16 protein-coding genes are annotated in these 21,657 nt (G+C 41.6%); 4 read left to right on the plus strand and 12 right to left on the minus strand.

The annotated features are described in order from the left end of the window. Window positions 1-57: 57 nt before the first annotated feature. The gene (locus JWG45_RS20020; RefSeq protein WP_205281366.1) at window positions 58-1,998 is read right to left on the minus strand and encodes an ABC-F family ATP-binding cassette domain-containing protein; all 1,941 of its coding nucleotides are present in this window, start codon (window positions 1,996-1,998) and stop codon (window positions 58-60) included. 83 nt (window positions 1,999-2,081) lie between these two features. Continuing rightward, window positions 2,082-2,252, minus strand: a complete 171-nt coding sequence (locus JWG45_RS20025; protein ID WP_156781872.1) for a hypothetical protein — start codon at window positions 2,250-2,252, stop codon at window positions 2,082-2,084. A gap of 619 nt (window positions 2,253-2,871) precedes the next feature. On the opposite strand from JWG45_RS20025, the gene JWG45_RS20030 reads away from it, so the two are divergent. Beyond that, window positions 2,872-3,321: a DoxX family protein gene (locus tag JWG45_RS20030; protein ID WP_205281367.1), complete on the plus strand. Its 450-nt coding sequence runs from the start codon at window positions 2,872-2,874 to the stop codon at window positions 3,319-3,321. 171 nt (window positions 3,322-3,492) lie between these two features. Here JWG45_RS20030 and JWG45_RS20035 read toward each other — a convergent pair whose 3' ends face one another. Together JWG45_RS20035 and JWG45_RS20040 are read right to left on the minus strand one after the other, a co-directional pair. Beyond that, window positions 3,493-4,545 carry a FecR family protein gene (locus tag JWG45_RS20035; RefSeq protein ID WP_205281368.1) on the minus strand — a complete coding sequence of 351 codons (1,053 nt, stop codon included), beginning with the start codon at window positions 4,543-4,545 and terminating at the stop codon, window positions 3,493-3,495. Between the two features lie 166 nt (window positions 4,546-4,711). Further along, complete coding sequence (locus JWG45_RS20040) at window positions 4,712-5,260, minus strand: RNA polymerase sigma factor (RefSeq protein WP_100786809.1); 549 nt, start codon at window positions 5,258-5,260, stop codon at window positions 4,712-4,714. 109 nt (window positions 5,261-5,369) lie between these two features. Between JWG45_RS20040 and JWG45_RS20045 the strand changes: the two genes are divergently transcribed. Further along, entirely contained in the window at window positions 5,370-6,206 is an 837-nt protein-coding gene (locus JWG45_RS20045; RefSeq protein WP_205281369.1) for an LA_0442/LA_0875 N-terminal domain-containing protein, read from the plus strand. 957 nt (window positions 6,207-7,163) lie between these two features. On the opposite strand, the gene JWG45_RS20050 is transcribed toward JWG45_RS20045, so the two are convergent. From JWG45_RS20050 to JWG45_RS20060, 3 genes are all read right to left on the minus strand, one after another. After that, window positions 7,164-7,325, minus strand: coding sequence for a hypothetical protein (locus JWG45_RS20050; RefSeq protein ID WP_205281370.1), 162 nt, complete (start codon window positions 7,323-7,325; stop codon window positions 7,164-7,166). A gap of 262 nt (window positions 7,326-7,587) precedes the next feature. Further along, window positions 7,588-8,514 carry a DUF1554 domain-containing protein gene (locus JWG45_RS20055; RefSeq protein ID WP_205281371.1) on the minus strand — a complete coding sequence of 309 codons (927 nt, stop codon included), beginning with the start codon at window positions 8,512-8,514 and terminating at the stop codon, window positions 7,588-7,590. Between the two features lie 232 nt (window positions 8,515-8,746). Further along, window positions 8,747-10,771: a hypothetical protein gene (locus JWG45_RS20060; RefSeq protein WP_205281372.1), complete on the minus strand. Its 2,025-nt coding sequence runs from the start codon at window positions 10,769-10,771 to the stop codon at window positions 8,747-8,749. 172 nt (window positions 10,772-10,943) lie between these two features. Between JWG45_RS20060 and gpmI the strand changes: the two genes are divergently transcribed. Next, a complete protein-coding gene (gpmI, locus tag JWG45_RS20065; protein ID WP_205281373.1) occupies window positions 10,944-12,584 on the plus strand; it encodes a 2,3-bisphosphoglycerate-independent phosphoglycerate mutase in 1,641 nt (546 codons plus the stop codon). A 20-nt stretch (window positions 12,585-12,604) separates the two neighbouring features. Here gpmI and JWG45_RS20070 read toward each other — a convergent pair whose 3' ends face one another. Continuing rightward, window positions 12,605-13,837, minus strand: a complete 1,233-nt coding sequence (locus JWG45_RS20070) for an MFS transporter (RefSeq protein ID WP_205281374.1) — start codon at window positions 13,835-13,837, stop codon at window positions 12,605-12,607. Further along, entirely contained in the window at window positions 13,834-14,697 is an 864-nt protein-coding gene (locus JWG45_RS20075; protein WP_205281375.1) for an alpha/beta hydrolase family protein, read from the minus strand. Before JWG45_RS20075 ends, JWG45_RS20070 begins: the two co-directional genes overlap by 4 nt. A 72-nt stretch (window positions 14,698-14,769) precedes the next feature. On the opposite strand from JWG45_RS20075, the gene JWG45_RS22530 reads away from it, so the two are divergent. Further along, the gene (locus tag JWG45_RS22530) at window positions 14,770-15,930 is read left to right on the plus strand and encodes a helix-turn-helix domain-containing protein (RefSeq protein WP_205281376.1); all 1,161 of its coding nucleotides are present in this window, start codon (window positions 14,770-14,772) and stop codon (window positions 15,928-15,930) included. Window positions 15,931-16,095: 165 nt separating this feature from the next. On the opposite strand, the gene JWG45_RS20085 is transcribed toward JWG45_RS22530, so the two are convergent. The 3 genes from JWG45_RS20085 to JWG45_RS20095 form a co-directional block, all read right to left on the minus strand. Then, window positions 16,096-16,998, minus strand: a complete 903-nt coding sequence (locus JWG45_RS20085; RefSeq protein WP_205281377.1) for a M48 family metallopeptidase — start codon at window positions 16,996-16,998, stop codon at window positions 16,096-16,098. After that, window positions 16,999-20,790 carry a DUF2339 domain-containing protein gene (locus JWG45_RS20090; protein ID WP_205281378.1) on the minus strand — a complete coding sequence of 1,264 codons (3,792 nt, stop codon included), beginning with the start codon at window positions 20,788-20,790 and terminating at the stop codon, window positions 16,999-17,001. 88 nt (window positions 20,791-20,878) lie between these two features. After that, window positions 20,879-21,466, minus strand: a complete 588-nt coding sequence (locus JWG45_RS20095) for a hypothetical protein (protein ID WP_205281379.1) — start codon at window positions 21,464-21,466, stop codon at window positions 20,879-20,881. Window positions 21,467-21,657 lie beyond the last annotated feature (191 nt).

Consider the following 21,657-nt stretch of genomic DNA (forward strand, 5'->3'; position numbering starts at 1 on the left):
AATTGAATCAAAAATGACCGACGTTTCTAAAACGATTCCGTGAAAAGAAGTATTTCATTAGACTGTTCCGGAAAGTTCTTCCAGCTCTAATTGAAGAGATTCCCAATCTTGAGTCAAACGTGCGATCTCATTTTTTGTTTCGTTTAAATTATCCAATTCCAGCTGATAACTTCGATTCTTAAAAAAACCGGGATCAGCCAAAACTTCTTCCAAATTCTTTTTGGACTTTTCTAAAAGTTCTATTTTTGCTTCGATCTGCTCCAGATCTTTTTGGATTTTTTTCACACGATTCTTATCCGCATTCTTCTTAGAACGAGTTTGAGAAGGTTCTTCTTTTTTGAGAGAAGAAGCATTTCCATTCTGAGAATTGGAAGCGACCGTTTCTTTCAGGTTGTATTTGAGGTAATCAGAGAAGGTGCAGTTATAATCTCGAATTTGGCCCTTATCGACGGAGATGGTTCGATTGCAGAGATCCTTTAAGAATTCCGGATCGTGAGAGATGATGAGAAGAGAACCTTCGTAAGCCATCAGAGCACGTCTGAGATTGTCCCGGACGACCAAATCCAAGTGGTTGGTCGGTTCGTCCAAGAAAATCGAATTGGCTGGATGTCTCACGAGAAGCGCCAAACGAAGCCGACTTTGTTCTCCACCGGAAAGAAGCGCCGTTTGTTTATAAACGCTGTCATCCGAAAAGGAAAAGTATCCGAGCAAACTGCGCGCTTGTTGTTCAGAAAGATCGGGATAAGTCGTCATTACTGTCTGAAGAAGATTTTTGGAAGGATCCAATTCTTCATGATGATTTTGCGAAAAATAACCGATCTTCGTCTTCGGTCCGTAGTAAATTTTGCCGGATGTTAGTTTATGAATTTCTAATAAACAACGGAGGAAGGTTGACTTTCCCGCCCCGTTCGGTCCGACGACGGCGATCTTGTCGCCTGCGGATATTTCAAGATTTGCGTCGCTGAAAATAAAAGGCGGCTTACCGGAATAAGAGAACGCGCCGTCTTCGATTCTTGCTGTGATTCTACCGGAGGAGATAAAGTTGAATTTATAGTCCGATTTGGAATTCCAAAAAGACTCCTGAGGTGCTTCGACACGGTCTCGTTTTTCGAGTTTTTTGAGCGCGGATTGAACTTGTCTCGCTTTTGTAGCCTGAGCGCGGAAGCGATCGATCCATTCCATTCTTTTCTTGAGATAAGATTCTTCCTTTTCGAATTGAGTTTGGAGTTTTTCCTGAAGTTCGTTCTTGTGTTCGAAGTATTCTTCTAAGGTTCCTCGAAATTCGATCACCCCGGAAGGAGAAAGTTCCGCGATCGTATCGCAGGTGGAATTTAAGAATTCCGGATCGTGTGTGACCAAGACAAAGGATTGTCCGGTTGAGTTGAGATAATCCGCGAGCCATTCTTTCGATTCGTTGTCCAGGTGATTGGTCGGTTCATCTAACAAGAGTAAGTTGCCTGGATTGAGAAGAGTAATCGAAAGCCCCAAACGGTGTTGATATCCGGGAGAAAATTCCCTTACCTTCATCGCCATTTGTTCGTTGGAAAATCCAAGTCCGCCCAAAACCTTGCGCGCCTTCGACTCTAACTCGTGAACTCCGTAAGTAAATGCGTATTCTTCCAGAGAACTTTGCTCGTCGAGAAGAGAAGCAAACTCCGGAGAATCGTGAGAAATGATCTCGAACTTGTGATTGATCTCTTTGAGACGTTCGGAATATTCCCGATAGTGTTTGTGTTTTCCTAATGCAGTATCGATCACTGATGCTTCCGGATCGAAATCGGGAAGCTGCTGAAATACGGAAATTTCAGTATTTTTAGATTTGGATACGGTCCCGTCGTCGGGAACAAATTTCCCTTCTGCAATTCTAAAGAGAGTGGATTTACCGGAACCATTTGGACCGACAAGACAAACGCGCGCTCCCGGCTTGATATGCCAAGAGAATCCCTCAAAAAGAACCGAGGACGCATACTGGTGTTTTATGTCGATGAATTGGAGCAAGGATCGAGAGATTTAGAAAGGTAGAAAAAAGAGAGCAGAGCCGGAATCCGTCGTTTGTCGACGGACCGGAAAAAGGAATAAAATTATTTCTTACCTTTCACTGCGAGCTCTTCCAGTCTTGCATTCAAGTGCAGGATGTATTTGCTGGAATTTCCGTTCATCTTCTCTTTGGAAGCTTGGATTGCAGCATTGATCTCGGCTACAGTCATTTTGTTGATCTTTTTGTTTTTCTTTTCTTGTGTTTCTTCAGACATAGGTTTCCCGCCAAATAATCTTATGCCAGATTTTTCGGATTAGGTCGTTTCGACAACCGATTTTAGATTAGAATCTTCGGATTTCCTAGAAAGAGGGAAAGGTCGGAACTCCGGAGGAGATTTCTTCAAACCGGAAGGACAAGAATTGAAGATTGTCTAAAAAACATTTCCAAAGGAGCGAAGCCCTACTTTGAAAGGTGAAAAGTAGGAACTCCTTTTTCTCTAAAAGAAGACCCTCCTCTTTATAAGAGACATAGTATAAAGAAAATTCGACCTGAACGAGAAAGGATCGAAAGAAATTCTCTAGGAGTTCCTACAAAAGAACTCAAAAGATGGAATCGGAATTCTAGAAATGGCCTCTCACTTCGAAAGAGAAAGGATGTAGGAACTCCTCAATGGAAAAATCCCCCAGACCAACCTTGAAACAAAGGTGGAATTCGCCCTGTTTTCAAAAAAAGGTCGGAACTCCGCAAAGAATTCTCACAAAAAAAAATCCGGATTCCACCAGTTTCGAATAAAAAGCAAAGATCGAATCAAACGAACGCTGGCGGTTTTGATCCTTAATTTTTGATTTCCTTTCTCATTCCTCAGCTCAAAAAGGATGGAATTCGGAGACTTTATGATACAAAGTTTTTTTTCAACGCGTGATTCCTTATCTCCTCTCTTTCTCCGAATCGGCCTCGCAATTTGTATCTTTCCTCACGGGGCTCAAAAATTCTTAGGATGGTTTGGCGGAGTCGGTTTAGAGGCATCGATGGATTATTTTGTAAATACAGCCGAATTCCCGGCGGCTCTCGCTCTCTTAGCGATCGTCTCGGAATTTTTCGGTTCTATCGCTCTCGTCCTCGGGCTCTTTACGCGCTTGGCCGCTTTTGGAATCACCTGCACTTTAGCGGTGGCAGGTTGGACCCACCGAGAGATCGGATTTTTTATGAACTGGTTTGGAAATCAGGGCGGAGAAGGATTCGAATATCATATCCTCGCAGTCTGCATGGGAATCGCATTAATTCTTTTCGGAGGAGGTTCCTGGTCTCTCGATTCTTGGATCTCCGACAATCTTGAGTTTTAATAAGAATTTTAAAATATATCAATATTCTTCTTTGGATCTACGAACGAAAAAATCGCAAAGATTGAAAGTATCTTCTTTCCTTTTTTCGTCTTACCCTATTCTAAAATAAAAAAGCCGGCTGAAGAAAATCTTCGACCGGCTTCTTAGAAAGAATTCTTTATTAGAATTTGATCAGTATTTAATCTTATCTACCGCTTCTTCATCCAAGATATAAGAACCTTTAAGAGTTTGGACAACCAGCTTTCCTCTTTTTTGAGAAACCACAACTCCTCTCAACTCCCTTCCGTCTTTCATGATGATGTGTTCGATGCTCAAATCGTAAATCTTGCTCAATTCTTCTTCGGTTTTAGCCGTTCTCAGATTTTGAACGTCGGAAAGAAGTTCTCTATCCAGAGTTCCAAGATTCTTCTTCATGTCCTTATATTCCGGACGAGTAGAATTCAGTTTGGAAAGATCGATCGATTCCACTTCCCCGTCTTTGTTTACGGTTACGAGCTTACTCGCATCCAAGATAAAAACTTTCTTAGAAACATTCAGAGAAGTTACTTCTACGGAACCTTCCGCTACAAAGACGACAGATTCACTTTCAGAGGCGTTCACTTCGAAGGAAGTTCCTCTCACCGCTGCGACTGCTGACGGAGTTTCTACGTAGTAGTTGCTTCCTTTTCTTTCTTTCTCCACTACGTTTAACAATCTACCGGCCGCCAAATTCATACGAATTTGAGATCCGTTGTTATCTCTAAGTTCTTTTAAGATGAGTTTGCTCTTTTCTTTAACACGGATTACGCTGGAATCGGTTAAACCGATATCCACGGCTCCGCCCGCTTTGGTAAGAATGATGTCGGACTCGTTCAATAGGTCGCCTTGGTGTAGTTTAGTTTCCACGTCCCTGATAACGGACGCTTCTCCTTTTACAAAAACCACCGCAGCTTTCAGAGGAGTTCCTTGAAGAACCATTTCGGTTTCGACTTTTGGAGTTCGAAGGCTAAACCAAGCGCCTCCAACCGTTAATAATAATACTGCCGCCGCAGCAAGCCAGGCTATCTTTGGAAATTGAAGAATTTTTGTTTCCGTTGGAACACTCATTACTTTGTCCTCCACGATAAAGCGAGGCTTCATTCCGATCCACTCTGGATCGAAAGCCGGGAGTTGAGATAGGGATTCCTTTTCTCTAAGGAGTCGCGCGTATCCTTCAAATTCGGGAGTGTGTGTCTTATTTTCCATATTCATTCTGCCCGGGGTTCTGCGATTCAATTCCGTCCCGCTTCCTGTTTGTTAAACAAACTAAGAAGGGCTATTTGAGCTATTTTTTCCATTTCCTATTTTTTTTTATCACCACTCGAATGAATTCTAATTATTTCAAACTATAAGACGGTGAGATTTCTATATACTATATATAGTTTCCAGCTTGGAAACCCCTTTTTTTGCCTTCTTGGGCTAAGGCTTTCTCGGCTCTTTCAATGAGTCGCGAAACCCCCGAAATGCTCATTCCGAGGATTTTTGATATTTCATCTAATTTTAAATCCTGTTGATAACGAAGAAGTAAAGCTTCCTTATATTCTGGAGAAATCGCTTCCAAAAGAGAATCCATTGTGTTTTTGACATCGGATTGATCAATTTTCTCCATTACGGAAAATTCAGGACTTGGGGATTTTGACGCAAAATTATTGCCCGTATCTTCACCGACTAAGGATACATTTCTCTGATAGTATGATTTTGCATGATTGATGATCAGGTTCCTCGCAATACGGAAAAGGATCATCCTACAGGAAGTTGGATCAGGGATGTCTTTATTCTCATAGTATCGAAAAAAGTTTAAGAACGAATCGTGCAAAATATCTTGCGCAGAATTTTCGTCGTAAAACGATTTTTTTATATAATGAAATAAATCATCTTTGTTGTGGTTGTAGAGCTTTTCTAACTCGGATGTATGTGCCACAGTTATATAAGATCCCTGATTACTACTTGTTTTTTCAAGCAAAAAGATAATTTCTTGTAGAAAAGATGATGACTAAAATTTGATGAATAACCACCGGAATTATAACTCTATGTCTCGAACATTTAAAAAGATACTAATCTTTGCTGTATTTCTCGCAATTACAATTTCTTTACCGATTTCAGCGAGTACGGTCATACTTAAGAATGGAAAAACGATTCAAGGAAAAATTGTAAATCAAACTCGAACCGAAGTACAAATAGAAGTAAATGGAAAAGTGCAGACAATTTCCAAAGCCGAAATTTCAGAAATCAATCTAAAAGACCCTAAGAAAGACGATACAAAAAAAGTCACAACCACAAAGCAGCCGGAAACTAAAACCGAGGAAACTCCGACGGTATCGAAGTGGAAGGACAACAAATGGACGATTACGGCGAGATCGGCGATTCTTCCGGGTTGGGGGCAATGGAGAACTGGGCAAAAAAAATGGGCTGCAATCAGCTTTGCGCTGTTTGCCGGCGCCGCGATTTATGCGAATAATTGCAGACAAAACGCCGCCGCAGAGGAAGCGAATTATAAATCGAACTCCGTTGCCATTACGGTCGCCGCATTCTTAGATCCAACTTTAAATCCGGTTACTTCCGACGAAACGGTTCGAACGACTGCGCTCGTAACTCGAGTTTTAATAACGGCAACGGCAACGAATCCTTACTTCAATTCTTACAGCCAAGCGACCTCACAATTCAATCAAGCTCAGTGGCTTTTAGGAGCTGTCTACGGTTTGCAGTTGATTCATACATTCTTATTTGCAAAAGATTTTGAAAAGATACAAGCCTTACTATCCGATCCAAACCCGGAAGGATGGAAGTTCAGCGCCTCTGTTGTAAAAAGTCCGATCACGGGAGTCACCGAAATCACCCCGACTGCCGCATATACAGTTAAATTCTAATTCTTATCATTGCCGTACGCAGAAGAATGCGGAAGCTATTGGAGCAAGTTAAACTCCCCCGAGATCGCGGTGCCAGTATAGAATTCAAATCTCCTTAGGAAGAATTCCCGGAGAAGTATGTCCAAGAACCGAACGTTGCCAGACAAGAGGTTCTTGATGAAGTCCAGTCCGAAGAAAAACCCTTCCAAATTTAACCAGTCGTTCCGGCGATCTAATTCGTTAAAGACTGAATCGCAAAGTAAAACGCCGGAACATTTGTATGGGTTGTAAAAATCAAAGTTGTTACATCGACTCTATAATTTCTCGTCTTTGTCTTCAAAACCTAATTTGTAGCATTCGTAAATCCCGGCGTGCTCGACATATTACAGTTAGAGATTAAGGTCGCTTGTCTTTGTTAGGCGACGGAAGCGACGGTTTTACTTCCGAAAATCAGCGCCTTGCATTCGGTTGAACTTCCCAGAAGCGAAGCCGGTTTTTCCGAAGCTCAGTGTGAGTCCGCATCCTGCAATTCGTTAAAATCTCAGGTATAAGCGGAGCTCGTTACGAACTACATTTATCAGCTTCGATCACCGAAAACGTAAATCGATATACTTTGTTATGACCTGCTCGCACCTTCAAAGTCATCGTATCTTCCAAACAGTTGTTTTCGATTGGAAGCAAACCTACCGAAACGTTCGAGTTCGAACCTGAAAACGAGGACGGTATAGCTGTGGAAGAAGTCTTCGTATCCTCCCAAACAAATCATATCCTTACCCAGAGCTGTCTGAATCTTCAGATAAGCTGTCGGAACTACGACAATCTTTCAGTGAAAGTGGCGCGCTTCGGGTGGTGGGGTGGGTGACGGAAAATTCCGGAAACTTTCCTATATAATAAAATCAAACTTTTCGCAATAAAAAATTCTCATGTAGGAACTCCTGCAAAACCCTTGTCTCGGGACGATTCTTGTTGTATCTCCTCTTAACTTGTGGGTAAGGTTATACAAACAAATTGATAGGTTGTGGAATCGCTCAGCGGATTGGTCAAAATAAAAGAAACGGAAGTAGGAACTCCCTCGTTCAAAGAAGTCGGAATCAAAGTGGAATTAAAAGGAGTTCCGTTTGTGTTCAAAATTGCAGGCAAAAGATTGATCTCAATCCGGTTCCTTTGCTTGCGTCAAATCTGATTTTTTCCGCTTGTGTGCAGTGGGATCAAAGAATCCATAAGATTATAGTGGAAACAAAGGTTCTATTGTTTCCACCTCCTTACCTTCTCTTACCTTTGGAAAGATGAGATTCACAGTATCATAAGGAAATCGAATTGAAAAGATTTATAGATCGCCCCAACGATCCGAACTGAATTTGCTTCGCTTCGAAAAAACTCGAGAAGAATTCTTCTTTTACAATCATTGTCTTACGCAGATAAGACGAGCCGAACTGGAACAATTAAAGTAATAACTGGAAATGGAGGAACTGCTTGTAACACCTCTCAAACCGTCGTAACCAAACCCGGCGGCTCCGTTCGTATAAGAAGTACAATTGTAAGTTCCTGAAATGGGATCAAAACTCGCTGTTAACCCCGTCCAAAAATTCAACGCTGAAGGATCCGAAGAATGATCGATGCTCGAATGAAGCGGAAATGAAAAGACCCCGCTTCCCGAACCGACTCCGTTGCTGATGCCGGTTCCGATCAGAGCGCCTTCGGGAGAGGATGCGCTGTATGAAAAATAACGAACTCCTATTTTCAAAGGCCAATCTGTTTCCGGTGTGGAAGGCGCCTGTGTAGGATTTCTTACTCCCGTAATTCCTAAAAGAGCCTTATATTCGGAGGCGTTTCCCGGGAGGTCCGTCGGTTTTTCAGCCTGACACTTTGCATCGGCACCTGCGATTCCTCCCAAATTTCCCGTAAAACCCGGACCACTTCCACCGGGAACGGTAGAATTGCTCGCGAGAAAAATACATTTGTCCATATCGATGATCTTAAAACTCAAACCAAAAACCTTGGAATCGGAGGCCCGAGTCGCGTTCAATGTCATCGTATCATCTAAACAATCGTTATCGATCGGATTCACGGTGAGATTGGTAGAATTCACACCGCTCGTATAAACAAAACTTGTCGGCGAAACGGTCGGGTTTCCCGCAGTCTCGGCCCAAACAAATCGATATTCTTCCTCATTTTCTTTTTTCGTCTTTAAGGTAAGAGTAATCGAAACGGATTGGCCTTCGTTTAAACTCTGAGGTAAAATCGTAAGGTCGAAGGGATTTTCGGAAACCGGAAATACTACGGGAAGAATGTTTATAAACATTCCTACGCCGCCCTTTGATAGATCCATTTCTACTTTTTCAGCTTTGCTACACGAAAGTAAAAGGCAAAGAATTCCCCAAAAATAGAACCGGACAAGATTACTCATAATGGAATATTCTTGATTTTGAGATTTTTTTGTAAACAAACCTTTGGCTCGGAAGAATGTGAATTTGGAAAGAAGTTATATCCTAAATTTGCAACCGCGAGAATCCTCCTCAGGTGATAGAACCGAATCTACTTTATAAAATTGGAATACACTTTTAAGCGGAGATTTTTTCCTTTCCCTTGGCTTTGGTGATTTCTCTCCGAAACGTTTCATACGGATCATCGGTTCCTTCGGAACCCGATACTTTCAAACTTTTTGTGGAAGAATTCGGTTGTTCCGGTTTGGAATCAAACCAGGAATCTATATACTTGACGACCTTGGAAATTTTTTCGTGAAAGAGATCTTCTTCCTTGTTTCTCATTTTGTGTTCGAGAAGCCTTTTTCTTTCGGTCATAATTTTATGAATTTCTCTCGCGCGAGAACGAAAGGATTCGTCTCCGGGATAGATGAGAATGGAATCCATTTTATCTCCAGCCGGATCCGGAATGAGAACGAATTTTTCTCGATCTACGATTTGATGAATCAATTCCGGAGAAAATCCCTCAATCTCATAGAGTATGTCTTTTAAAAGAGGCGGAATATTTTTTTCAAAGTAGAATCGATTGAGAGCCTCTGAGAGTTTCGATTTCTGCTCCAACAATCGGATTCGTTCCTCGTTTTTTAATTTTTCTTGAATGGCCGCTTGTTCCGATTTCATGGCCGCGTCCCGATTTTTAGCCCGCAACAAAGATTGCTCCGATCGAATTTTATCCTTTGCCGTGTGAAAAAAAACGTCCTGGAACAACTTTGCGATTCCGAATAAATCCAAAATCGGAAAATACCAGGGAAAGTATTCCACATATCCTTTTCTAAGAACCTTCCCGTAACTTTTGACGAATTCTTCATCCTTGAATATGATTCGAATAGAATCCTCGTTTTGTTCGATGAGATTTCGGATACTTAGAATCTTCCAAGCTTCCACCGAAGTCACGAGCGCCAAACTTTTGATAATGGATTTGATGGTTTCCGGTTCTCTTCTTAGAAAGGAATGCATCGTGATTCCCTTCGTTTCCCAGGGTGAATAAGCGATATGAATGTCTTCCGTAAGAAGCCTCTTGAGTTCTGCCGGAAAGGATCGAAATTCCTCATCGGGGACAAATAGAACCAGCTTATCCCATCTTCCTCCCTGTTTGGAAAGATGATCGCTGATTTCATGGAAACGCGTTCGAATCTGATCGTGATAGGAATGACTCAAAGAATTTTCGATTTCTTCGCTCAAACCGTGAATCAGCTTGACCCCCATAAAATTTTTTTTCTGCTTTTTTTCTGGATCCGATTTTAACGCCCTTTCTATTGCCTCGGCTCTTCTTTTTCCAAAGGAAGTGGTCGGAGCTAAAGAGGGATCGTTTTTATGAATTCGTTCTTCGTAAGCAATCGTAGAAAATTCGTCCGCGATCGCCCATTTGTATTTTGGAAAAATTTTCTTTTGGTGGTATTCGTCCACGAGTTCGAATAAACTCTGAAGTTCTTTTACCTTGACGATCAAATTACCATATTCTGGAATTTCCCGGATTCTACCCTTTTTGATCAATCCGTCGGTTATCTCGGATATCATATCCTTTGAATATTCAGGATTTAGAGGAATGTTTAAATAAGGAGGTTTAAAGTAGGATTCAGGATTAAAGAAAAGTTTGAGTTTTTGAACGTTTTCACCCTTTGCATCCGCTTCCAAATCCTCCCATAGAATTTCCTTACTCAGAGGAGGTTTACTTTCCAAATAACTAAGAATAGAATTGATAGAGAGATCGATCAGAGAAAGATAAAGACGAGTCAAATCTCCGAGCTCGGCATCGGGATAAGCTACGTAACACGGTCTTAATTTTAATTCCGAAGTCGCAGGATCAATACAAAAATATGCAAACTGAAGGGCGACTCCGTCTTCCAATAATCTTTTGATATGAAATACAACTTCGGCCGAAGTGAGTTCCGCCGCTTCGGGAACTTTCGAATCCACTTGAAAAAGGTTTTGTGATCTTGCGTTCTTATAACTTGTTTGTGCGACAACTGCCTTATATACGGAATGAGTCAATCGATCGTTAAGATAATAACTGACAACTTCGTTGATTTTTTTAACTTTTAAAAAAGTTAACTGCGCCGCGTTTGCCGCGACCAACGCTGGATTTAAAACCGGTTTCGACATCACCTCTCCCGTGTTAGACTATCGAAATAATTTTGAGAATTTTCGGAAGGCTTTTCGATTGATTCAACTTCATTTTTTCTTTTGAACTGCCGAAGGGAAGCAAATTTCCAAGTTTTTTTCACATTTGATTCTCTTGACTTCTTCGATAGTCGGCTGGTTCCATGAATCTAACATGAAGCTTTCCAAGAAATACTCCTTTCTACCTAGAAAGGTTCTACTCGTTATCTTAGACGGGGTCGGTTACTCTCCCCGCGGCGCCGAATTCGGAAACGCGATCGCGGGTGCAAACCTCCCTTTTTTAAATCGTGTCTGGAATCAATTTCCAACTCTCCATATTCAAGCCCACGGCAAAGCTGTAGGAATGCCTTCCGACGAAGATATGGGAAATTCCGAAGTCGGTCATAACGTCCTCGGCTCCGGAAGAATTTTCGATCAAGGCGCCAAACTCGTCTCCAATTCGATTTCGGACGGATCCATCTTTCAAGGGCAAGCCTGGAAAGAAGTTGTCGAGAACGTAAAGAAGAATAAGTCCACCTTACACTTGTTAGGTCTTTTTTCGGACGGTAACGTTCATTCTCATATCGATCATACCAAGGCATTGATTTCTCAAGCGATCGCCGAGAAAGTTTCCAAAATCCGTCTTCATATTCTTTTGGACGGAAGGGACGTTCCTGAAAAATCCGCATTCGATTATTTGAATCCTTTTGAGGAATGGTTGGATTCTTTTAGAAAGAATGGAACCGATATCAAAATCGCTTCCGGCGGCGGTCGTATGACGATTACGATGGATCGTTACGAAGCTGACTGGTCCATGGTGGAAAGAGGATGGGCCATCCACGTTAAAGGCGAAGGCAGAAAATTCTCCTCCGCTAAAGATGCGATCGAAACCTTTCGAAAGGAGGATCCGAAAGTGATCGATCAGTATCTCCCTTCTTTCGTAATCGCTGAAAATGGAGATCCGGTCGGAAAGATTCTAAACGGAGATTCCGTCGTCTTCACGAATTTTAGAGGAGATCGTGCGATCGAAATCTCTCTTGCCTTTACACAAAAGGAATTTTCGAAATTCGACCGAGGCCCGCTTCCCGAAATCGTATATGTAGGAATTATGCAGTATGACGGAGACCTTAAACTTCCTGAGCGATTTTTAGTGGCTCCGCCCGCTATCGATCGAACCTTGGGGGAATATATGGCCAACTCCGGCGTCGCCCAATACGCGTTATCCGAAACACAAAAATACGGACACGTGACGTATTTTTGGAACGGAAATAAAAGCGGCTACTTTGATCCAAAGACAGAGGAATATAAGGAAATTCACTCGGACGTAATTCCTTTTGACCAGAGTCCGGAGATGAAGGCTCTTTTAATCACGGAGGCCCTGGAAAAAGCCCTTACCGAAAACAAACAAGATTTCTATAGAGTCAACTACGCAAACGGAGACATGGTCGGCCATACCGGAAACTACCGCGCGACGGTGAAAGCGATGGAATTTTTAGACGGCTGTGTGGAAACGCTTTGGAAAATATGCGAAAAACAGAATATTGTTTTAATGATCACCGCCGATCACGGCAACGCTGACGAAATGTATCAACTCGATAAAAAAGGAAACGTGGAAAAGGATACAAACGGACACCCTGTTCCCAAAACAAGTCATACCTTAAATCCGGTTCCTTTTTCAGTCTTAGATCCCGAAAACAAACTCAAACTAAATTCCAAAATCAAAGATCCCGGTTTGGCAAACATAGCTGCGACGATCCTTGATATCATGGGATATGAAACTCCTGAAGGATATCATTCTTCCTTGATCGAAAATTAATACGAAGCGACGCCTTTCTTTTATCGAAAGGCGCGTAGTTTTGCAAACGAAAACGCGCAGAAAATCGCACAGACGATGATAAATCCACCCGAAAATCCGATGGACCATGATTGCCCGTAAGTATCGGCGAGTTTTCCCGTTAACAATCCTGAAAGCGCAGGCGTCGCCTGAAATACAAGACTATAAAAACTCATCACTCTACCGCGTACGTTGTCCGGTGTGATGATCTGCAACGTGGACGGAATCAGTGCACTCAACAGTCCTCCTAAAACGCCCACAAAAAGCAGAAGAAAACCCGAAACGATCGTGTAAGGAAAATTGGCGACCGCTAAAACTGCGATCCCCGAAAGAAAGGTAGCCCCGAGCATCGTATATCCCCGGTGAAAACGATCGTGCAAAAGTCTCGCCCCGATCCCGCCGATCAACAAACCAATACCGAGCATTCCCATATAGAGACCTCGGCCCCTTTCACTTAAGAATAGTATGTTTTTCGCAAATTGTGGAAGAACCACCTGCATAGGCCCTACCATAAAAATTGCGAACATAGTAAGAATGAGTAATTCTATGGACAGAGATTCCGAACGTAAAAAAACAAATCCTCTCTTGAGACCGAACCAGATCGTCTCCTTGTCTACGTGAACCGTTTCTTTTATCTTGACAAAAGTTAAGAACAGATATCCTAAAAAATACAAACTGGAAATTGAAAAAAAGAGAACATACCAGTCATATTTCTGTTTGATCAATCCCACAAACATAGGCGCGAGGCCGAAGCCTATGATGATAAGAATGTTGAGCATCATCGTGGCCTTCGCGGTATCTTTCGGATCCACCAAGTTGCCGAGCAACGTCAATCTCCCGGGAATGATAAACGTAAGAGCAAGTCCGTTATATGCCGAAAGTAAAATCAAAACGTATCGAAGGTCGTAATTCATTCTACCCGATAGAATGAGAATTCCCAAAACGATTCCGGAAAGAATAAAATTTGTCTGAAAGGTATAAAGTATTTTCAATCGAGAATACCGATCCAAAATCGCACCCACAAAAAAACTAAACAAAATCGTTGGCAATACGTTTGCGAAAAAAATGGAACCTGCAAAAGTCTGAGATTGTGTGACATCAAGCGAATAAATGATCAACGTATAATTGAACATATTCCCCGCGAGAAGAGTGATCGCTGTATTGATATAAAAATAGATCAGACTTTTTTTTGAAAAAAGCCCTTCGCTCAAAGTCGGAGGTTCTAATTTTGTCATTTAATTTTTTCCTTAGTCCACTCCGTGATTCTTCCGGAAACAAGATCCGCATTTTTCATCCAACCGAGATGTCCGATCGATGAAAGCCCTTCGTTTTTTGGATCAACGTGATGTCTTGTGATATCCGAAGAGCCGATCCTTCCCAACAAATCCTCGACCGGTCTTTTGGGGGCATAGGTATCATCGGAAAAGGAAATGCTAAGGACGGGGCAAACGATCGAATCGAAAACTCCCTCCAGACTTTTGCCTTCCGAATCTCGAAACACTCCGGTCATACCGAACTTAGACCAGTCCTTCATAACTTGTCTGGCATTACGACCCATCACTTTCAATTTGTCTCCCGGAAAATAACCCATCCAAGAGGATAGAAGCCAACTAAATCCGTAAAATGAAAGATAAACGAATTTATGAAAAAACGGAAAGTGTTTGAAAAACGGAGTTCCTGTTGCAACCAGGATAAGCCCTTTTAACTCCTTTGGAAATAAACCCGCGTAGATAGAACTCAGCTGTCCGCCTAAACTGTGTCCGATGAGAATCGGTTTCGTATCCGGATGTCTGGATTGAATCGTCCCTAGAACAGAAGGCCAGTCTTTATATATCAAGTCGCTGTAACCGAAATCGTTTTTTTTCGAAGGAACCGGACCACTTTCACCGGAGCCCCTTAGATCGACAACATATACGAAATTTCCGGCTTTTGCCAACTCGAGCGCAACCTTGACGTAGAACTTACCGGGAACTCCCATCGCCGGAAACAGGACGAGCGGACTTTTAGATTCGTTCCCGTTTAAAAAGTAAGAATGTACCGCTATATTTTGAGAGTCGCCGCTCTTGACGAAAAAATTATTTTTTTCAACTTTCATTTCCCATGCCTCGATCGAGTATATCATTCTTCAACAAGGGGCGTCGCCTCAGATCATGATTTGAGACTCAATGTGAACGACTTTTTAATAACAGGAATTTTTTTCGGCGGTTTTCTCGCTCTGACCGCTGCGGCGGGACAACTTGTCACAGAAGGAAAAGACCGAAGAAAGTATCTCCTTTCTTCTCTTATGTTTTGTATCGGCGTTTGGCAGATCTATCTGGGTACCTTATACTACGGACTTTTAGAAGGTCGGGCGGCGCTTTTTAGAATGTCTCATATCCCCGTCGTATTTTGCACCGGGCCTTTGTTGTATCTTTTTCTAAGAGATATCGTGGATCCGAATTTTCGAATCTCAAAGAATTCTTTTCTTCACTTTATTCCCGCCCAACTTGTTTTCATTTATATGCTTCCTCTCTATTTTATAGATCCGCAGACAAAAATCGAAATAGAATCCTTGTCGCATAATCTTTTGCAATCCCAAGATTGGTTGCTGGAGCAACTACAAACGAGTCAGAACTTAAGAAATTATTTTTCTTCCATCGCATGGATAGCTTCATTTCCGAAAATATCGATGCTCTTCTATTCCGGCTCTCTTCTCTACTATATTCTTAAATTCTGGAGCCGTAAGGATTCGATTTGGTTGAGAATGCGCTTTGCACTTCTGCTCTCGATCGTATTGATATCAATCGCGTCTTTTTCTGCGTGGAGCGATCATTTTTTAGAAGGTGAGAATTTTTTAAGAATGGGAGGTTTTGTAGCCAGCGTCTGCGTGTTTGTAATCTATCTTTTGGACCGCAGATATTTCGAACCCTTGAGAATCCGAAATAAAACCAGAGAATACAAAAATTCTCGGATCAAAGGTTTAAACAAAGACTCCTTAAGGGAAATGATTCTTACATTGATGGATTCGGAAAAAGTTTTTTTAACGGAAGACCTAAGCCTCCAAATGCTTTCCAAAGAATTGAACGAGAACGGTTTCGAGATAACCCCCTCTCAACTTTCGGAATTTATCAACGGTGAATTCGGAAAAAATTACAATCAATTTCTAAATGAATACCGAATCGAGGAAGCTTGTATCATGCTTGTATCGGAACCGGAACGTTCGATTCTTTCGATCGCACTCGCTGCCGGTTTTAATTCGAAATCCACTTTCAACCGGGTATTCAAACAAATTCAAAAAATCACTCCCTTAGAACATCGGGAGAAAAACAGAATAAACGGGATCTCATAGTTTTTGTCTTACAAGAACTTAGCCAAGGCTCCCGTTCGAATTCTGAAATTCGGATTCATTTCGACGATCGGCTTCGAAGGAAATTTCGAATACTTTTTGTTAAGGTGATAATTCCAAAATCCGTTTTTACATTTATCTTAGAATTCTACACTATAAAACTTTGTTTTACGATTTCCGTCCTTCGGTCCATTCTTCTTCATAGTCTTTTTTCTCGAAAGTAAGCCTGGATTTTAAGTTCCGAATCCCTTTGTATCTGCGCTCTTCCGGATGATTCTCCCACCAGAGGTTAGCTCTTTCGGAAAACTTTTCCCTTCTCAAATCCATGTGCGGATGAGATTGAAAATACTCGCTGAACAACTTCGCTTTTTTCGAACCCGTTTCAGGGGAGTATTTTTCCAGTCTGAGAAAAGCGAGCCCGACTCCGTTCGGATCGTAAGTGGTATTCAGAATCAGATCATAGGCGTATTCGTCGGCTTCGTCTTCTTGAGTTTTGTTATACGCATGTCTCGTCATCGTTTGAAAAGCAAAATCAGCAAGCTTGCCTAACGTATCGGTTCCTATTTTTTTTGCCAAAAGTTCAAATCGAATTCCGTCCATACAATGTGATTTTTCTATGTGCCCGATTTCGTGGGAAAGTACTGCAATCAACTCGTGTTCGGATTTGAGAGTTTCGAGTAAACCCCTTGTGACAAAAATAACTCCTCCGGGAAGCGCGAAAGCGTTCGGAGATTCTTCTTCCATCACATAGACGGTGTATTCGAACGGTTTTTGTTTATAAACCGTGAGAGAGACGATCAATTGATTGAGATAGTCGTAGTCTTTATCGCCGACTTTTTTAAGTTCCGAAAAACGCTCCCTTATCGCCTCTCCATATTCTTTTTCATCCAGAGAATCCACTGACAAAACTTTGGTCAACGCTCGATTCATCGTTCGAATCGGTTTCCCGAGAATCTGATAAAAGGGAGCTAACGTAGAAGTTCGTTCAGTCTGAATCTGTTCACGATACAACAATACCATAAGCAAGACGCCAAAACCCAAAATTCCAATAAAAAAAATCAATCTTTTCATCTAAAACCGATCCCGGTATTTATTATAAATCGTATTCATTAAAAGCAATATACTCCCTACTCCTAAAAAGACTACAGCCTTTAAAATCGTTCCTGCAGAGGACAAATCGTGAATCACCAATCTTCCCACACAAAATAACAACAAACCGAGAGAAAGGTATCGAAACCAGGATTCTTTCAAAAACAATCCGAGAAGGAAAATCAGAAACGCGAGAGTTGCCCATAAAAGTGTAAGAACCGCGCTCGAAAAAGACCAATATAGGAAAAGAAAAATACCTATAAAGAAAGGATAATATACTACTCCGTTCAAATAGATTCCCGTTTTTTCCGAGAGCCCCTTCAAAAAACCAAGTCCTCGCGGAAATGAAATCGATTCTTTTCCGTAACCTCGATAAACCCTATAAACGAATAGGAATAAAAGAAAAATCGTCAATACTCCGGGAATCCATTTTGCCTGATACCATTGAACAATAGGATTATCCTCGGTAGATACGATAAAAGTTAGATAAAAACATGCAAAAAGATGAAATAGAATTCCATACCAACGGAACCGGGAAAGAGTTTCGGACTTTCTAATTCCAACTTCCAAAACTAAAAGTGAGGCGATCGCAAAAGCGACGCTCACCCAGGATTCGTTTACCGTGGAATAAGAGATCAATCCTAAAAAGAAAAGACACCCTTCGGCTAACAAAGGAGCTACGATCTTCCAAAAAGGAACGGATTCAGTTTCTTGAATATTCGAAGTCGCCCAGTAGATCCAACAGAAAAGTCCGAACAAGCCGATCCAGTGGGCCGCCGATAAAAATCCTATAAAAGCATAGGATGACTGCAAGTCCACGTAAATGTAGTGGCCCGAAAAAGCGATCAGACCAAACCAAGAAGCTCGTTTGAGAAAGTCGGAAATAATCCCACTCGATAAGGAAGCGCGCCTTTTACCGAAAAACCGACCCAATTCTAAAAATAATACTGATAAAAGTGCCCAAGCCGGCCCTACGATTAGATTTGTTATCGGAGAAAGGATATCCTTTGTGTAGACGTAAACGCCGAACACAACCCCGAAAATTCCTAAATACCCAGGCAATAAATTATAGAATTTTTGGAAGAATCGAAGCGGAACTTTCCAAATGCGAGTCCATCCGATAAACTGAGATTCCAATCCTTCTATACTCAATTTTGGAAATAGAAAGAAGATCGAGCCGAGTTGAACAAAAATCGATACGATCTGAAATCCTCTTTGTTCCCAGGGGAATTCGTTTTGATCCGCGAAAATCGTCGACTCTCCTCCGAGAAAAATTTCCACATTCGTCCATATAAAGAAAAAATAAACATACAATGTGAATCTTTCAGTCTTCAGGGATTTGATTCTCGAAAGAAAAAATAGAATCAAGCTTGTAAGAGACACCGCAAAAGAAAGAATTCTTCCCGGAGTTTCGGTATAAATTCCAATCACGGCGATGACGATCAAAAGTTCCCAGAAAAGAGGTTGTGCGGATCTCAACCAGGACAACGACAAAAACTCTTCCTCTGGAAATAAAACCCAGTAGAGAAATACGGACGCCGCAAGGATTTCGATCCAGAAACGGGCCGGAATTCCGAATAGAATCGAGGAGCTCTGGAACTCGACTGAGAAATGTCGCAATAAAAATAAAACCGTTAATGCGAAGGCGAGAATATAAAAAGAGGGAAAAAGTTTCCCTTGGTCTCTGATTTCGTCTTTTTCATTTTTACGGGACCATTTCCCAAGCTCGAGATAAAGAAGGGAAAGAAGAATCGCGAACGGTCCGAACAGAAGCGAACTTTTCAGATTCAGATAAAAATAAGATGTGAAAATCAGATGCGCCGTAAAACCGAAAAGCCCGGGCCAAAAAATCCTTCTATTATCTTCTCCGAGTTTACAATTTTTTAGATAAGTTAAAAACGGAATAAGCCAAGGAAGGGCTGCGATGAGAATTTTTTCCGGATTTTCATCCGTGGAAGCGGCGATCGATTTCCATAACGTCAATGTGACCAACGGCGTAAGGATCCAAATCGTAAAAATAAGTCTTCTCGAAGAAAGCCTTTCTCTCAAAATCAAAATAACACTTAATAAAATTGTGGGAATCCAAATTCCGTAAGTTTCCTTGGAGAAAAAAAGATAAAGAGAAAACAAGCCACCACCGGCTAACAATCCCATGGCGGTCATAAGCAAGGAAGTCAGAGACAATTCCTCTTTTACGATCGGGAATTTCTTTTCCAAAATTCCGATAAAACCAATCAAGGCGAGTATCAGCAAACCGTATCCGATTTGAGAAGCAAGGGCATCCTGAACCACGACTCCGGGAGAAGGTGCATTCAAAAATTCTTTATAAGAAAAGAAAATCAAAATTCCAAAAACAAGAGTTGTGAGGGACAAAGAAACCCTTTCCAAGAAGCGGTTACTCTCCTTAAAACAAATCCAAGAAAAAATCAGGATCTCAAGCGCCAAAATCGCGACGATCGAAAGATTCCCCAAACTCCATAGATGAAGCGAAAAGATCGATAGAACGATTAGGGATTGTGACACCAGACGATCCGTCAGAAACAACCAGGGGATTTCTTTTCGTTTTGCGGTAGAGGATAGAATCCAGACGATCCCCGACGCCAAAAACAAAAGAATCGTACTGTATTTGGATTTTTGAGAATACTGAATCAAACTGATTCCTAGATAAGACCAGTTGAGAAGATGACTGACCAAAGGAAACAATTCGAATTCTTTTTTACCGTAAAGAGTTTCCCGATAATGAACGAGTAACGCACCGCAAAATACGAAAAGAACACAAACGATCGGAAATACTAGATCCAAACCTACCGGCCCGGAAACGGAAGAAATCTGACGATTCCAAAACAAATGGGCTGCAAAAAAACCCGTACTTACAATGAGCAGGTGTAGTTGTCTTTTTTCGGAATAATTCCAAATCACTCCGGGCAAACAAATCAAAGCAGTTACGCCTAACGTAAATACGGAAGCTTGCGGGATGGAGACCGAAACCAGGCCTAAAATCGTATGCAAAGAAGCGAATGTTTCATTCTTCGCTCGATACCCCGTAAAAAGATTGAGCAAAATCCCCAATGTCAGAGCCGACAAAGCGAAATAAGAATTTTCCAACCACTTCAAGGTTTCGATATAACCGCTTCCCAAAGAAACAAATAGAAAGACTGAGGCCGCTCCGCTTTTGAGAGCGAGAGAGATCGTTCTGAATTCCTCTTTTTTTCCGAGCCACAAAGAAAGGCCGAACAGAAGCGCGGCAAAACCCAAAATAAGAAGACAACGAAAAAATGCGGAAAGGATGAATAACGCGTAAATTCCGAGAAAGCCGATTCCCGCTACAAGGATAACCGCGCCCAAAATACCGGTCCAATTTTCCGAAAGCGGCTTTTCGATTTTTTTCCAGAACTGAAAAATCAAACCGGGTTCTCGCGGCGCCTTCGCCGCGATGGGTTCTTGCGTTTTTGCGATCGATGTCTCCGGTTTTGTCTCCGGCGGAATCTTCTTAGCCGCTGTAGGAACTTTCGCCGTCGTCTTGACTACGATATTTTCGGAAGGAGTTTCTTTCGTTTGCACCGGTGCGTCCAAGATGGGCGCGGGGTCTTTAACTTTTGGAGTTTTTTCTTCCGTAAAAACATTCACCGTATCGGGTTGTTTGTCTTTTTTGAGGGAGAATTCCAATATACGAATTCTGGATTCTAAATCTTCAACCTCTCTTTTTAAACCCTTCGATTGAAAGAAAGTGTAAAGAACGAATAAAAATAATACGAATATGAGAAATGGTTCCAAACGAATGCTCCGAAAGGAATCCTTTAGTTTGTTCCTTTTTAGTCAAACCAAACTAAAATAAATAATAAATTATCAACCGGCGAAACTTTTAAAACGGTAACAAGTCTTTCAGAGGAATCGTTGCGTTCGGTAACCACATCAGGATTCCGACTCCAAAAATTAGAATCAACCAAACGAGTTTTCGTTTTGAAACCGTCGATCCGTTTTTCCTTTCGGCTCGAACATACCAAAATATACAACCGAGGCTGAAAACGAATTCGATAAGAATGGCAACGTGTGGAAAATAAAGATAAGAATTCAAAGAAACAACCGTGGAATCCGGAGTCAAAATCTGGTGTTCGAAACCCACGATCAAATCGCATAACACGTGAAATACGGTCAAAAACCCGCACCAGAAAGAAAAGGCCCCATTCTTAAAAACTAAAAAAACAACCGCGGAAACGATTCCTCCCTGAATGAAAGCGGGAATCAAGTTGTGACTATAGGTCATCTGCACTTGAAGATTCTGAAACGTCGCATCCAACAAGGAAGTCGGAATCGTTGGTTCGATTCCTGCCAAAGCCAAGAATAGCCAGAGAAACTCGGGGATATTCGCACAAAGTAAAAGAATCCAGAAAGGATACTTTTTGAATTTGCTATACGGAATGAGCGCGGATGCGTAATGACCTAAAATCATATTTCTTTTTTTGTTACCACGTAATGGATCAAATACATGCCAAGAAAATAGAATAACACGAGTGTGACGATAAGAGAAGACATTTGGATTCACTCCGTTCTAAAATAAAACCGGCGAAATGAATTAAGGACGAAAGAATTTCTCTGTCAAGAAATAATTCTTGATTCTTTCTTTAAGAATCGACTCAAACA

Origin of the sequence: Leptospira ainlahdjerensis, from assembly GCF_016919175.1 — a bacterium.
GTDB classification, from domain to species: Bacteria; Spirochaetota; Leptospiria; order Leptospirales; family Leptospiraceae; genus Leptospira; species Leptospira ainlahdjerensis.

Excerpts from the sequence above, each read along its gene's own strand:
- JWG45_RS20025 (WP_156781872.1), bottom strand. The coding sequence starts at position 2,252 with ATGTCTGAAGAAACACAAGAAAAGAAAAACAAAAAGATCAACAAAATG.
- JWG45_RS20030 (WP_205281367.1), top strand. The coding sequence starts at position 2,872 with ATGATACAAAGTTTTTTTTCAACGCGTGATTCCTTATCTCCTCTCTTT.
- JWG45_RS20035 (WP_205281368.1), bottom strand. The coding sequence starts at position 4,545 with ATGGAAAATAAGACACACACTCCCGAATTTGAAGGATACGCGCGACTC.
- JWG45_RS20045 (WP_205281369.1), top strand. The coding sequence starts at position 5,370 with ATGTCTCGAACATTTAAAAAGATACTAATCTTTGCTGTATTTCTCGCA.
- JWG45_RS20055 (WP_205281371.1), bottom strand. The coding sequence starts at position 8,514 with ATGGATCTATCAAAGGGCGGCGTAGGAATGTTTATAAACATTCTTCCC.
- JWG45_RS20060 (WP_205281372.1), bottom strand. The coding sequence starts at position 10,771 with ATGTCGAAACCGGTTTTAAATCCAGCGTTGGTCGCGGCAAACGCGGCG.
- gpmI (WP_205281373.1), top strand. The coding sequence starts at position 10,944 with ATGAAGCTTTCCAAGAAATACTCCTTTCTACCTAGAAAGGTTCTACTC.
- JWG45_RS20070 (WP_205281374.1), bottom strand. The coding sequence starts at position 13,837 with ATGACAAAATTAGAACCTCCGACTTTGAGCGAAGGGCTTTTTTCAAAA.
- JWG45_RS20075 (WP_205281375.1), bottom strand. The coding sequence starts at position 14,697 with ATGAAAGTTGAAAAAAATAATTTTTTCGTCAAGAGCGGCGACTCTCAA.
- JWG45_RS20085 (WP_205281377.1), bottom strand. The coding sequence starts at position 16,998 with ATGAAAAGATTGATTTTTTTTATTGGAATTTTGGGTTTTGGCGTCTTG.
- JWG45_RS20095 (WP_205281379.1), bottom strand. The coding sequence starts at position 21,466 with ATGATTTTAGGTCATTACGCATCCGCGCTCATTCCGTATAGCAAATTC.